Here is a 14,441-nt window from a genome sequence, read left to right on the forward strand (position 1 = left end):
CAAACTTACGGCCACACATTTTGAGGGGGGCGCTCCGCTTATAAGAAGATCTCGCAGTCCGGCTCCACCTTCTTGCAGGCGGACAGGATGTTCCCCATGACAGCCTTCGGCTCCTGGCCCTCGGCAAACTCCACGATCATCTTCTGGGTCATAAAGTTGACGGTGGCGGTTTGGACACCGGCGGTCTTGCGGGCGGCATCCTCCATCAGGTTGGCGCAGTTGGCACAGTCCACTTCGATCTTATAGGTTTTTTTCATAGCAGCGGTCCTCCAGAAAATTATTTAAGATTTGATAATTAAGTACTTGTTTAACTATCATGACTGTAGTATAATCCAATCAGAGGCACAAGTCAATAGCCTCCAAGCATTCCTTGCTAAACGGGCGAAATGTATTTCCGTTTGGGCGAAACTTATGAACGGTAGAGAGGAGCATATACTTTGGACGAAATCAAATTGCCCCATCATCATGGCGGCGGGGAGGACAACGCTTTATTACAGGAGCAGTTAGACCGTGTAGACTATTTTCAGACGGTTGCGGAGGTATTCAAGCAGCTTGACGATACCACCAGGATTCGTATTTTCTGGCTGCTGTGCCACCGCGAAGAATGTGTTCTCAACATCTCCACCATGATGAAGATGTCCAGTCCGGCGGTGTCCCACCATCTCAGGCCATTAAAAAACAGCGGCCTGATCGTCAGCCGCCGGGAGGGGAAAGAGGTCTACTACCGCGCGGCGGACACGGAGCAGTGCCGCCTGCTGCACCAGATGATTGAGCGGGTCATGGAAATTACCTGCCCGGAGATGTGAGGCGGATACGATGGAACATGAATTTGAAAAACTACCTCTGGGCAGCAGCCAGGAGCGCGTCCCGCTCTTTGCCGGTGTTGAATTATCCTATACCGACATCGTTTCCGACTCCTTCTCCCACCGGCATAAGGCGCTGGCACATATCATGCAGATCAATTATTGCAGGGCTGGGCAAATCGTGTGGAACATGAAGGATGGGGGCGGCATTTTTCTGAACCCCGGAGATTTTTCCCTGCATACGCTGGACATCTGCGCAGACTCTACGGTTCAGTTCCCCACCGGAAAATATCAGGGCCTCACGATCTCTGTTGACTTACAGGAGGTGTCTGCCCACCCGCCCGAACCGATTGCGGAGGCAAAAATTTTCCCTGGCCTGCCGCGGGACAAATTTTGTCCCAATCACGCGCCTGCGTTTCTGGCCGGGAATGAGGAGACGGAGCATATCTTCGCGGCTTTTTACGGCCAGCCGGAGAAGCTGAGGCTTCCCTATCAGCGGGTGAAAGCCCTGGATCTGTTTTTGTACCTCGCCCGGATGGACTTTGCGCCCCAAAACGGACTGGCGGAATATCCGCCGGAGCAGGTTGCAATTGCCCGGGAGATTCACAGCCATCTTCTCCGGCACATGGAGCGGCGGATCACCATTGAGGAACTGTCCAAACAGTATTTAATCAATCCGACCTCATTGAAATCGGTGTTCAAGGCCGTCTACGGGGCATCCCTTGCGGCGCATATCAAAGAACACCGTATGGAGCAGGCGGCGAAAATGCTGCGGGAGACGGATATGAGCATCGCCGCGATTGCACAGGCTGTCGGGTATGAGAGCCAAAGCAAATTTTCGACAGCTTTCAAAGCAAAGTTTACAGAGCTTCCCACAGAATACAGAAAGAAATGTTGAGATGTTTTTACTCCATGCTGTATTCAGTGGTATGCCATGATGAAATCAGATACATCCAGCGCAAACCGCCAGAGTTTTCACTTCAGACATATATTTTTTCGGTGCCGTAGTGGGCGGCGCTGATATCCAAAATCCGCTCGTATTCCTCCTGCGTGATGAGCTGCATTTTCAGTAGCAGGCAGAGCAGATTTGCACTGTAGACGAAGGCAGAATTGTTGATATCGTTATTCACAGTAACCCCTCCTACAATAATAAATAACGGCAAAAGGCGCGGCAGCCAGCCGTGCTTTTTGCTGTCTCAAAGCTGAAACTGTAGAATGAGAGAGAAAAAGGCCTGACAAACAATCCCTTGGGCTGGCACGCCCGTTATGGAGTCTGTCAGCCGTCTCTTTCATTCGCAGTATTCGATTTGCGCAGGTAGAACCATCGAACTTGTACGGTGCGTTGGTGTCACACAGGAGATTGAACAAGCGGAGAGAAAATAGAGACGGGAGCCATATCAATCATACAGGAGGGACAGATGAACGCAGTAGGAATAGACATATCCAAAGATAAAAGCATGATGCCAGCGCTACAACCAATGGGTTATGTTGTTCTCAAGCCAAAGGAGTACCTGCATACCGGGACAGGCTTAGAGCATTTGGCACAGGATATCCTTGCACTGGGGGAAGATACGCGGGTACTGATGGAGGCTACTGGACGGTATCATGAGCCGGTAGCGGCGGCTTTGCGCAAGTATGGTGTTTGGGTCAGCGTTATTAATCCACTGTTCATCAAGCAGAGTGGCGGTGGTTCGATCCGCAAGGTAAAAACCGACAAGGCAGACGCCGTGAAAATAGCCAAGTATGCCCTTGACAGCTGGGTGGATTTGCGGGAATATATACCTATGGAAAATACCCGTGAGCAACTGAAATTGTGTTCCCGTCAGTACAACCTCTACATGAAGAACGTAACAGCGCTGCAAAACAATCTCATTTCCCTCACAGACAAAGCCTTCCCGGGAGTGAATGAACTGTTTTCCAGCCCGGACCGGGCTGACGGGAGCCAGAAATGGATAGATTTCATGATGACCTTTTGGCATTGTGAGTGTATCAGTCTGGTGAGTGAAACAGCTTTCCTTTATTCATTCACATATCTTCATCTATTCCAGGATCCCGTGCTTTCCCGGCCTGGCGGTCTATATACTCCCTGGGAGATACTCCTGTGGCGCGCCGGAATAACCGGGAGAAATAGCGCGGGTCATAATAACCGCACATGAGGCTGATATTCGCTACAGACAATCCCAGATGGGCCTGCTGATCCATCAGCTGTTTTGCATAACTGACACGCAGCCCGGACAAGTATTCCCCGGGAGCCATGCCGGTCTCTTTATGGAACAGGCGGCGGACATAGTCGGGCGTGTAGCCGCTTTCGTCCAAGAGCTTTCCCAGGTTCAGTTCCGGGTCGGTAAAGGACTCTACCAGTCGGGCTTGCAGCTGCTCCACAATGGGATTCATCTGCTTTTTTGCCAGCCAGCTGTTTAATAGCTGCATGGCGGCGGCGTGCAGGGAGTTCACTGTGCCCTGATTCACAGTGGGATCCTGATGATGCAGGCGCACCATCAGCTGAAGCAGGGCTTCCAGGCTTTTGTCGCGGTCATCCTGAAGGATGACCGGCCCCTTTCCATTCTGAACCAGTGCGGCGATTGCAGAATTGGTGTGAAAATATAGATCCGCGAAACCCTCATCAGACTCCTTCCCATGCACGGTCCCGGGCGGTATGCACATGATCGTGCCCGGCGAAAAAGGATACCTTTCCCCGTTGATCTCTGCTGTCCCGCTTCCTGCCGTATTCAGCACGATCTCCCAGGCGGTATGGCTGTGCAGCTGGGCACGGGTCATGGTGCCGTGGGAAACGCCAATAGAGTATAGGGCCATACATCTCCCTCCTTCTGTCCGCATCATAGCACAAAAGGTCGGCTTTGTCCACCTTTTTAGCTGGTTTTGTTCTCACCGCTTCTGCCTGCCGCCTGTTATAATGTGGGCAGAAAAGAAAAGCCGGGCATCCCCGGAGTTATAAAAATCCAATGGAAAAGGGAGCTGACCAGCATGAAAAAAATCGTTACCATCGAACCTGGAAAGAGCCTTGTGAAAGAGGTCGCCGAGCCCGGTATGAACGACGATTCCGTCAAGATCAAGCTGAAATATTGCGGCGTGTGCTACTCAGAACACTACGACTGGAAGCATAAAGGCGGCAACTTTGGCCACGAGCCGGTGGGTGTGATCGTAGAAGTGGGCAGGAATGTGGAGGGCTACGCCGTGGGCGACCGGGTATCCGGACTGTGGGGCAGCAGCCTGCCCGGCGCGGGCGGCATGGTGGAGTTCGCCGTGGCCAACCCCAAAACGGAAACCGTGGTGAAGCTGGCAGACAACGTGCAGGATACCGACGCCGCCCTGGAGCCCCTGGCCTGCCTGTACTCCGCCGTGAGCAAGGTGAAGTGCCCCATGCCCGGCACACGGGTATGCGTGGTGGGCTGCGGCTACATGGGCTGCGGGGCCATCAGCCTGTTGAAAGCCCGGGGCTGCTATGTGGCAGCGGTGGACATTCGGGAGAGCTCCCGGCAGGACGCTTTGAAGTATGGCGCGGACGAAGCCTGTTCCCCAGAGGAAGCCCTGGAAAAATTCCGCGACCATTTCCCAGTGGTGATGGAATGGGGAGAGACCAATGAATCTCTGGACGAGGCCATCAACCTGACGGCCTTCTGCGGCCAGCTCTGTGTGGGCGCGTACCATACCGGAGAAAAGCGCCTGGTGGATGTGCAGCAGCTGAACATCAAGGCCATTGAGATGCTCTCCACCCACCCCCGGCAGGCAGATCTTTCCGCCGCTGGCGCCCGCAACGCCGCTGAAATGCTTGCCAGCGGCGCGTGGAATTTCAAGGGCGTGCCCACCATGATCTATCCCATGAGCAAATTCGACCAGGCCCAGGCAGACCTGGAAACAAAGTACGGCCACCACATGAAGTCCATGATCGACATGGAGCAGCTGGACGGCGAGCCCTATTTGATCGGGTGACAGAGAGGAATTTCTGATGGAAAGATATGTGCTTGGCATTGTGCGGTGTTGCCATAACGCCAAATGAATTATGGCAAAACAAAAAACCTCAGTAGAGGCGGAAAAACGCACCCTTGCTAAGGTTTCCTGCTTTGGTACATTGCAATCATGGCATATATGTCTTTCCACACTTAACCACGACTACACATATTTCGGGACAGCCCCGATGAGTCAGATAGAGTCTATCCACTTTAGCACAGTATTTCAAAGATTCGCTTCAAAGTTATTGCCAGCTTTTATTTCTCTCCAAATTTTTGAGAAAAGCGCATAAACAGTGTAGCTGCTTCGCAACGCCTAGTCAACCCGTCGGGAGCCAATTTATTGCTGGTTATACCTTTAACCAGCCCTGTGGCATTGGCCCAGCGCATAGGTGTGACAGCATAGCTACTCAGCTTACCTGCGTCAACATAAGCGGACAGATCGGCCTGTTGGCTAATGTCATAGCTCTTATACTCCGCATAGCGATACAAAATCGCCGCCATTTGCTCACGGGTAATCGGATCGTTCGGTCCGAATTTCCCGTTACCGTAGCCCTTGACTACTTTGTTTTCGGTTGCCCACTTTACAGCCTCGCAGAAATAATTCCCATCCTTCACATCTGTAAACTTACTGGCAGAATTGACTTTTGGTTCGTTTTCCATACGGTGAAGAATCGTAACAATCATGCCGCGGGTAATCTGAACATCAGGCCCAAATGTGGTGGCCGTAGTCCCCTTTATGAGTCCTTTCGTAAACACATATTGGACAGCCTCTTCATACCAGATCCCCTGCTTCACATCTGTGAATGGATGCTTTGGAGCAGGACTTGGACTGGTATCAGGGGTAGGTGTGGGCTCCGGCGTAGCGCTAGGCGTTGGGGTTGGAGTGGGAGTGGGAGAAGGAGCGGTAGCAGATACAAATTCGGCCTTCACGGTCACATTCCGGCTAGGCATTTTGAATATGTATTTGCCATTCTTTTCAGTCAGCTCCACTGTCTTACCCTGGCTATCTGTAACTGCCAGCTTATCCAGCTTATACCCTTTCTCCGGATTCACTGTCAACGTTACAGTCCCGCCGGAGTAAATGCTGCTAGGACTAGCGGTTACTGTTCCATGCTCATGCTTTTCGGTCTTTACGCTGTAGTAAGTCGCAGAGGGATACCATGTACCACCATGAGAGGGATTGGAGGGCTTAGTTCCGGTTTCCTCATTATAGGCAATGGCGTAAGTAGAGAACTTCTTGGAACGGATGGTAAGCGTATCGCCATTCTGGGTGAAGAATTCTCCATCTCCATTGGCTTGGCCAGAAAGCTTTTCCACCTGGTTGTTATGGTAGCGGAAAACCTCAATGTTTTTCCATGCTGAGGATATTTTGATCGTGATTTCAAGCAGTTCGGGAGATTCTTTCTGCTCCGCATCGTTCTTCTTTATGGTAAAGTCCATAAACTTTAGGCTCTTTCCTGCTGCCTTTTGCTTAATTTCAGAACCACCGGGAGCACTTTCGGTTTTCTGGGTTGCAGTGAACACTATTTCAGTCGCTCCGGACACACCGCTCAAGAAACTTTCTAGCCCACTGACAATGGCACCCTGACTCTCAATATTCAAGAGGATGTCATGTTTCGGGTCAACGAGATCAATCACCGCCTGCTTCAAAGGCAGAGTAACCTTTTTGGTAGTTGTCCAAGTCTGGTTGTCCTTTTTGGCCTCGACTACCAGGTTGTAGTCACCGGTTGAGGCAGTGATGGTAACGGGAATCGTAGTGGTAGTACCATCGTTCGTTCCATCCACTTTAATCTGAGACTGATTAGGACGTTCTCCATTGATGTCCAGCAAATAAATATCTTCAATTACAGCACCTTGCGGAACCTTGATTGTTACTTTTCCAACGCTGGCGGGCTCCCACTTCGCGGTAAGTTTTGTTGGCATGGTGTCGCCAACTGTGCCGTTTGGAGGCACCTCAGTGCCCTCATCTGTGTACCAGCCCAGGAAGTTGTACCCTGTGTACGTAGGAATGGGCAGCAGGTATGTTTCTCCCTTTTTCACCGTGACTGTGGTTTGAGTAACTGTGCCGCCATTGGGATTCAATGTAATGGTAATTGTTTCCGATGGATCCGTTGTTTCTTGTTCCCATTGGGCCGTAATTGTATAGTTATCGATCCCTGATTCCAATGCAGTAATTGCGACCTTTAGCGCATTAATTACTCCCTGCGAATTTTCTGTTTGAGGGTCACCGCTTCCATCATGCTGCAATTTCCATCCCAGGAATTTGTACCCTTCTCGGGAAGGGTCCTTTATTTGAGCAAAATTTGCATCATTGTTGCTGGAAATAGTAAACGACGAAGTGGAAGAAGTACCATCGTTCAGGTCAATCGTAACCTTGATTTGTGGTTTACTTGCATCAGTCCAATGGGCATAGAAAGTTTTATCTTCGGCAAGCTGATATTGTACCTTGGAAACGGGTTCCCCATTTTCTGCCGCAGTAAACCATCCCCCAAATGTATAGTTCTCTTTGGTCGGGTTGTTTGCAGGGAATTCCAAAGCAGCATAATATGTCTGCTTTGTTGTGGCGGAGGTTTGTCCATTTTCAAAAGTCCCGCCGTTAGCGTTCCAGGTAATGGTGTACTGCTTTGGAGTTTTGACTGCTCTAAAGGTGGTAGTGCCATTATCAATGGTCTGCTCCCCAAAAACTGTTTTACCGGAGGCATCGGTCCAGGATACATCGTAGCCGGTAATCGCATCCAGCGTGGATAATGTTATCTTCTTACCGGTGGTAATAGCCGTTTCTGTGCCACCACTAATTGCCGTTTTATCCAGGGTCACTTTATACTCTCGGGTGTAGGTGGCGTCGGCATTAGGAACCGCACTGCTGGAAGTTACCTCAGTGCCATTTGCGGCCCATACTTCGCCCTCTGCCAAGGTGGTTTTGGGGAATTTTTGGGCCCAGGCAGTGGCATTGTAGCCATCTTTTTCTGTCTTGAGCAGGTAGAATGTCCAGTTGGTGTTTTGGCCGTCTACGTCTTGGAAAGTGACTGTGTTGACATCACTCTTTAAGCTAACGGAACCCGGTGTCAAGGTGACATTTGCATCAAAAGTCCTGTCATTTGGGTACACAAATGCAATAGGGTTTTCTGATAACAGCCGCCATTCTTTCCAGACGCATTCTTTACCCTGATATGAGGCGGCATTCCCTGCAAAGGTTGCCACCGGATAACTCTTGAATTTCGCGTACGGAATACTTCCTGGCGCTATTTGTTGCTCCGTTCTTTCACCATCAGTGATCTGACTCACGGTATCAAACGTAATTTTGATATCGCCATTTGCGGCCATACCTTGTGGGAGCGGTATTACTGGCAAAACGAGCAAAATTGCCAGAAGTACCGACAGCACTCTGATAATTCCTTTTGGTTTCAAATTTGTTACCTCCCTAATGTTCATGCTCGTGGCTAGGGCCATTCCAGGGTAATTCGGTTTTCTTTGGCATAGCCAAAGATTCTACGGCAACTACCTCCAGCGTAGCGAACTCCTCGCCGCCCAAATCGCTGAAATTGATAATGGCCGTCACTCGAACCCAGGCCCCCAGGGGCAACTCTTTCTCCAAATACTTCATAGGTAGCTCACATATGGTCTTTTCCCCATTGTTTACTAAGGTTCGGTAGAAATAGGGCGATTCCTCACCGTTCACATTCTCTACCGTGTAGAACCCTTCCATCTGATAAACCTGTCCGGTATAGTCCGCGCAATGGGCTATGATTTCCGGTACAATTTGGGGGAAATCCTCGTCAGAAACTACGTGTATGTCCTCCCCCATCTGAGATAAGATATCCTTTTCTTCGCTTGTAAGGGGAATGACCTCCGCAGCATTTTCCGTATGACATGCTGTGCATACCAGGAGGAGAAACAGTGCCGAGAAAAGCATTGCCACAAACCGTTTTCCGTTCATAGTACCTCCAATACTACGCAGTTCGCCGACAGGACTTCCCGCCGGCGAACGCGATTTCCGTAGTATACGTGGTTACTGTTCGCCACGCAAATGGTCGATCTTTATGCAGCTTCCTGTTCTTCTGGAGAAAGCTCAGAGGGGCTTTCTTCCTCCTGCGGAATTTCCGGAACACTTTCATTGGTAGAAGGCGTTTCTAGTGTAGGAGTTTCCTCTATAGCAGGATCTTCCTGGGGAAGCTCTTCCACAGGGAAAGTTTCCTCAGGCAGCTCCTCAGCAGGAGAGGGCTGAAGTACAGGAACTCTGGACCGGGTTGTAACCTTTTCAATTTTCCCACAGACGGAGCAGGTATGCTTGGTGACATAACCAATTACTTCCAGACCATCTTCATCCAATATTTCTTCTGTGTATTCAGCGCCCCAGGTATGATCTTCCGTCTTGGGGACAATTGTCGGAGCGGTAAGGGTTTCACTGCAGTCGGCGCACCTTAGCCCTTCTGTCAGCCCCGTGTCCTTGCAAGTGGGGGGAACGGCGGGGATAACCTCTTTATTTGTGTGCTGGCACTCTTGGCCCGTAACAGTTTCAACAGCACCGCATACAGAGCAAGTCTTAGTTGTCGTGCCGTCCGCGCCAGTCACAGGGGCTCCCCAGGTGTGAGGAATGGTCTCTATGGGAACATACTTCATGTCAGCACCACAGAACTTGCAAACAGCTTTGCCAATACCCGTTTCTGAGCAGGTCGCAGGCTTCAACACTTTCGTGATCTGTGCAACGTGAGAATTTACGTCAATCGGGATTTCGGCGCCACCTTCTGTGAAGGTCTGGCAATCGTTGCACCAGGTACCAGCCGTGTGGCCCACGGAATTGCAGGTAGCAGGGACGGCGTCCTTATGCGTGGTGTTCTGGTGTCCTGTGGCTGGCGACAACTCTCCCAGATCCTCTGTTTGTATCACTTCACCGCACACAGTGCACTTGGTAATCGACTTACCGCTTTCAGTGCAAGTGGGCTCCTGCATAGTGGGGGTGCCAGGTGTATGACCTTTTGCCGTCACAGTCTCAGATTGTTTGTCACCACAGCGTGAGCAAACACTGACTTTTGTACCGTCCTCTGTACAGGTCGCCTCTGTGCTCTGTTCCGTATCTACAACATAGTTATGACCCAGAGCAGAGTTAGGTACCTCAAACAAACCGACACCTTCTTTGCCCTGCTTGCACACCTTGCAGATCTCGCCTGCTTTGGCATTCTCCGTGCAGGTTGCCTCTTGATAGGTTTCTTCAAAGTCATGCTCTGCCAGGGGCAGTTTAGTAACATCCGTTTCATCGCAGCGTGAGCACTTCATGGTGCTGGTGCCAGCTACGGTGCAGGTGGATTCCACGACCTCAGGCTCATTGGTTTCAAAGTCATGGCCCAAAGCATCGATTTTTTGGCTGGTATCCTTTGCGCCACAAACGCTGCAAGTAACGCTCTGCACACCATCTTCTGTACAGGTAGCTTCCTTAGTGACCTCAGGCTCGCCCCACTTATGGGCAGCGGGAACTTCTTCGGTTTTTGTATGCTCCGAGTTATTCTGGCATGTAAAGGTCTTTATGCCTGCTTCAGTACAGGTGGGTTCGGTAGTAACCTCGCCTTCATTCCAATCATGGGCGTCCTCGGCAATCGGGATTTCTGCGCCGCCGTTTACAAACTGATTGCATGCGGTGCAGAAAGTACCAGCGGCTGTGCCAGCGGTTGTGCAGGTGGCAGGTACTTCAGCCTTTTCCTCTGTGGTGCCTGCATGGTTTGTAGCGGGTTCAAGAGTGCTCAAGTCATCTTCGCTGACTGCTGCATTGCAGCGAGTGCACTTGACAACGGATTTTGCGCCCTCAGTACAAGTGGCGGGGACATACTCCGCTTCACCAGGTTCATGGCCGAGAGCGTCAGTATCCAGTACTTGAGTTTCCGTGCACCCTGTACGAGTACACTTCTGTGCCTTTTTGCCGCCCTCGATGCAGGTAGCAGCCTGGTTCTCGCTGGAATCCGTATCGTCCACCCAATTGTGTCCAAGAGCTGTGGAGCCAGCAACCGGCTTCATCTCCTCGGAGTAATCACAGTTTTTACACTGTTTGCCAGCCTTAGCCGGATTAATGCAGTCGGCCTCAGTGGTCACATCCTCCAAGTCGTGCTCCCCGGTCGCGGGCACTTCCTCGGTCTTTGTGCCAGCAGTGGAATCCGTGCAACCACCGGTACGCTCGCAGGTAAATGTCTTCACGCCTGCCTCACCGCAGGTGGCTTGTTTGGTAATGGTTCCTTCGCCCCACACGTGGCCAGCCTCTACGGTCTTATACGTGGTAGCTGTACATGCGGAGCACTGGTACTTGCCAATGCCGTTCTCAGTGCAGCTTGCTTTCTTAAGCTCAGTCAGAAGCTTTGTGTAAGTATGGTTATCATCGTCATGAACGATTTCTGTCGTTTCACGGCTAATTTCCGCATTACATACGGTGCAGTAAATTACCTCATCATAACTGCCGTTGACAGTATTTCCGTCTTCACCTACCGAAGGAGCAACTTCGTTCTCGCGAACGGCTGCGCCAGGAGTGTGAGATAACTTCTCAGTTTCTTCACACCCTTCCAGCACTTCGCCGCAGACAGAACATTTCTTGCCCGCAGAGGTGCCAGTAGCGGAACAGGTAGCAGGCACTTCTTCCACATTCACAGGAGTATGTTGTTTTTTCGGATCAGCCAAGTCTCCTGTGAACTCAATCACCTGTGTCTCACCACAGCCCTCACGCTGACAAGTCTGCTTGACTCCAGCGGCTGATTGGCAAGAAGCTTCTACCAGTTCGTCGTCGCCCCAATCATGACCCAACTTCTCAATCGTTGTGGCGGTCGTTTCTGTGAAGTCGCAGCCCTCACGAGTACACTTCTTTGTGCCGGAACCATTCTCTGTGCACGTGGGGGCTTGGTAATCGGGATCAGAGGTATCGATTTCCAACGCATGTCCCAAGGGGCTGCTTCCTTCAACCGTTGTAGTTGTGCCCTCGGCACCGCATACAGAGCAGACCTCTCCAATTTTTTCTGGCTCTGTGCACGTTGCAGGAATCACCTCATCTTCGAAGGTGTGTTCTCCTGTGGCCTCAACTTCAACTTCCTTGTCCACCCCGCAGTTATTCGCGCAGACATATACATTCTTGCCTGCCGCGCCGCAGGTAGGAGCCTCACTCTTTGAGGCGTCAGGGGTATCGGAATAGTTATGCCCAAGGGCAGAGATGGTTTCGCTCTTTGTGTGTCCTTCCACATCAGCGGTGCAGAGGGTGCAGCTCCACACTTTTGAACCATCTGCTGTACAGGTCGCATCAGTTATAGCAGGATTAACCCCATACTGGTGAGCCTCTGTATAAGGAGTGGTCTGATAGCTCAAATCCTTGTTGCAAATGGAGCACTTATATTTGGCAATGCCGTTGGTCTTGGTCGCACAGTTAGCTGTTTTCAAAGCGCTGCCAACCATTACCTTATCATGGGCGTTTTCATCAATAGCAATTTCTTGGGCTTCTCCTTGCTGCACCTTTTCTCCGCAGGTATTACATACTTTATATACCTTCTTAGAACCAGGGGCTTGGCAGGTGGCGGGTGTCTCGACTTCTTCCGTTGCCTCAACGCCAGTGAAGTCATGGTTTTTGGCCTCTACCTCTGTTGGCTCTTCAGTTACAGTCCCGCACACAGAGCATTTCTTGCCGCCTGTGGTACCGGTTTCTGTGCAGGTAGGCTTTTTTGCGGGGATGTCAACCAAAGTATGATCTTTCTTGGCCTCACCAAGATCATCGGGGAAGGGTTCAAATTCGGTGTCGTCACAGCCATTACGTGTACAGGACTTCAGAACGCCCTCCGCATGTTCGCAGTTTGCGGCTTGATACACGCCATCGTTCCACGCGTGGCCAAGAGCGGTTGTTGTCTGTGTCTCTGTGTGGTCACAACGCGAGCATTTGAGCGTATCCGCACCGCCTGTGGTGCAGGTTGCAGCTTGGTAGTTTGCATTTGTGGTATCTACCTGCATGTCGTGACCCAGAGCCTCTCCAAACTCGACCACCTCTTCACCAGGCTTTGCCTTTCCGCAGTCTTCACAGAACCAACCGGCCTTCTCCTTTTCAGTACATGTCGCTGGAGTGGTCGTCTCAATATAGCTGTGTTCGTCAGTAGCGGGAAGTTCGCCAGTCTTGGTTTCTCCGCAGCCGTTTAGGCACGAAAGGGTTTCCTGGCCAGCTGTGCCGCAGGTTGCGGCCTTTACCACTGTACCCGTTCCAGTCTCGCCCCACTTATGGCCTGTGGCGGAAATCATTTCCTCTTTAGTGTGTCCTTCCGTACCCTCCACGCACTTTGAGCAGGTGTATACCTTAGAACCAGCCTCAGTACAGGTGGCGTCTGTCACAACCGGTTTGCCATATGTGTGCTGGGCTTCAAGGGTCTGATAACCTAAATCCTTGTGGCACAGTTCACACTCATACTTGGCAATGCCGGAGGTGGTGCAGGTGGCGGGTTTCAAAGGATTGCCCTTTGTCACTTTCTTGTGCGCGTTTTGGTCCGCACCACTCGCGTCCCCAACGACAGTCTCTACAAGAATTTCCTCCTCGCACCGGGTGCAGGTTTTATAGAGCTTGTATGACTCACCTGCTATACAGGTTGCGGCTTCAACATCCTTTTTTTGCCCCTCATCGTCAGCTGCATATTCGTGGCTAAGCGCTGGTGTGTCCGTGGGGGCTTCAAGAACTTTGTTGCAGACAGAACACTTTTTTCCTGCGCTTTTCCCACCTGCTGTGCAAGTGGCAGGTACTGCGGGAATCTCAACTCCTTTGTGGCCTTTTGCTGGGACAGCCAGCTCGCCCTCAAACGGGTTCACCTGTGTCGCATCACACTTTGTGCAATACTGCTTGATACCGGCAGCATTTTCGCAATCAGCCTCAACAAGATCGTTTGGATCTTCGCTGTCTTTCCAGTCATGGCCGTTCGCTCGTACTTCTTCATCCTTCGTGTAGTCGCACTTTGAACATTTCATGGTATTCAAACCATCTTCGGTACAAGTAACTGCCTTGTAGCTGGGATTGGTGGTGTCTAGCACCAAAGAATGGCCCGTGGCGGTACCGGGTACTTCCTCCATATTACCCTTTGGCGCTCCACATACCGAGCACATTTCGCCAGCTTTGGCGTTCTTTGTGCACGTTGCATCAATATAGCCATCTTCCCAGGTGTGCTCACCTGTAGCAGGAATTGCACTGGTCACAGTTTCCCCGCACTTTACGCACGTATAGCTCTCAGAGCCATCCTTGCCGCAGGTAGCCGGAGTGGTCGTGACTCCGGTCTCCGGCTTTGTGTGCGCTGCTGGAACAGAATCGTACTTACTGTGGGCACAGAGCGTGCAAACATACTTGCCAATGCCAGCCGCCGTACAGGTCGGCTGTTTCAGTGTGCTTTTCAGCTCATATGCATGTGTACAGGTTTCTGGGTCCATATCCTCGGCAGAGGCCGCCATTGGGAACATGGACAGAAGCATGAGACATGCCAAAACAGCTGAAATCAGTTTTCTACTGGTTTTCATGATGGACCTCCATTTTTCTGTTTTTTCGCTGGGCAGCCTTATCACTCTTGTGAATGCCCACCGCAGCATAGTCCATAGCATACTAAGCGGTATGAGGACATATGCCGTGAACTTTCACCTCCTTTTTTTGTGGTAACCGGGTCCGTAAGGCGGTTCCTCGCATTAC

9 protein-coding genes and 1 pseudogene are annotated in these 14,441 nt (G+C 51.3%); 4 read left to right on the forward strand and 6 right to left on the reverse strand.

Annotation, left to right across the window (positions count from 1 at the left end; translation table 11 throughout):
* Positions 1-38: 38 nt before the first annotated feature.
* Complete coding sequence (locus tag U8U68_RS04185) at positions 39-257, reverse strand: cation transporter (protein ID WP_322199583.1); 219 nt, start codon at positions 255-257, stop codon at positions 39-41.
* A gap of 180 nt (positions 258-437) precedes the next feature.
* Here U8U68_RS04185 and U8U68_RS04190 point away from each other — a divergent pair, with 180 nt between their 5' ends.
* Complete coding sequence (locus U8U68_RS04190; protein WP_322199584.1) at positions 438-806, forward strand: ArsR/SmtB family transcription factor; 369 nt, start codon at positions 438-440, stop codon at positions 804-806.
* A 10-nt stretch (positions 807-816) separates the two neighbouring features.
* Positions 817-1,701: a helix-turn-helix transcriptional regulator gene (locus U8U68_RS04195; protein ID WP_322199585.1), complete on the forward strand. Its 885-nt coding sequence runs from the start codon at positions 817-819 to the stop codon at positions 1,699-1,701.
* An 82-nt stretch (positions 1,702-1,783) separates the two neighbouring features.
* Here the strand turns inward: U8U68_RS04195 and U8U68_RS04200 are convergent, their stop codons facing one another.
* The gene (locus U8U68_RS04200) at positions 1,784-1,933 is read right to left on the reverse strand and encodes a hypothetical protein (RefSeq protein ID WP_322199586.1); all 150 of its coding nucleotides are present in this window, start codon (positions 1,931-1,933) and stop codon (positions 1,784-1,786) included.
* A 288-nt stretch (positions 1,934-2,221) separates the two neighbouring features.
* On the opposite strand from U8U68_RS04200, the pseudogene U8U68_RS04205 reads away from it, so the two are divergent.
* A pseudogene (locus U8U68_RS04205) lies at positions 2,222-2,689 on the forward strand (IS110 family transposase); the annotation flags it as partial.
* Between the two features lie 139 nt (positions 2,690-2,828).
* Here U8U68_RS04205 and U8U68_RS04210 read toward each other — a convergent pair.
* Positions 2,829-3,617 (reverse strand): AraC family transcriptional regulator, encoded by a 789-nt coding sequence (locus tag U8U68_RS04210; protein WP_322199587.1) that lies wholly within the window; start codon positions 3,615-3,617, stop codon positions 2,829-2,831.
* Positions 3,618-3,788: 171 nt separating this feature from the next.
* On the opposite strand from U8U68_RS04210, the gene U8U68_RS04215 reads away from it, so the two are divergent.
* Positions 3,789-4,754: a zinc-binding dehydrogenase gene (locus U8U68_RS04215; protein ID WP_322199588.1), complete on the forward strand. Its 966-nt coding sequence runs from the start codon at positions 3,789-3,791 to the stop codon at positions 4,752-4,754.
* 275 nt (positions 4,755-5,029) lie between these two features.
* On the opposite strand, the gene U8U68_RS04220 is transcribed toward U8U68_RS04215, so the two are convergent.
* The 3 genes from U8U68_RS04220 to U8U68_RS04230 form a co-directional block, all read right to left on the reverse strand.
* On the reverse strand, positions 5,030-8,182 hold the full coding sequence (locus tag U8U68_RS04220; RefSeq protein ID WP_322199589.1) for an S-layer homology domain-containing protein: 3,153 nt from the start codon (positions 8,180-8,182) through the stop codon (positions 5,030-5,032).
* A gap of 13 nt (positions 8,183-8,195) precedes the next feature.
* A complete protein-coding gene (locus tag U8U68_RS04225; protein ID WP_322199590.1) occupies positions 8,196-8,711 on the reverse strand; it encodes a hypothetical protein in 516 nt (171 codons plus the stop codon).
* A 101-nt stretch (positions 8,712-8,812) separates the two neighbouring features.
* Positions 8,813-14,275, reverse strand: a complete 5,463-nt coding sequence (locus U8U68_RS04230; protein WP_322199591.1) for a hypothetical protein — start codon at positions 14,273-14,275, stop codon at positions 8,813-8,815.
* Positions 14,276-14,441: the final 166 nt, after the last annotated feature.

The sequence above is a fragment of the Acutalibacter intestini genome, from assembly GCF_034334985.1.
Classification (GTDB): domain Bacteria; phylum Bacillota; class Clostridia; order Oscillospirales; family Acutalibacteraceae; genus Acutalibacter; species Acutalibacter intestini.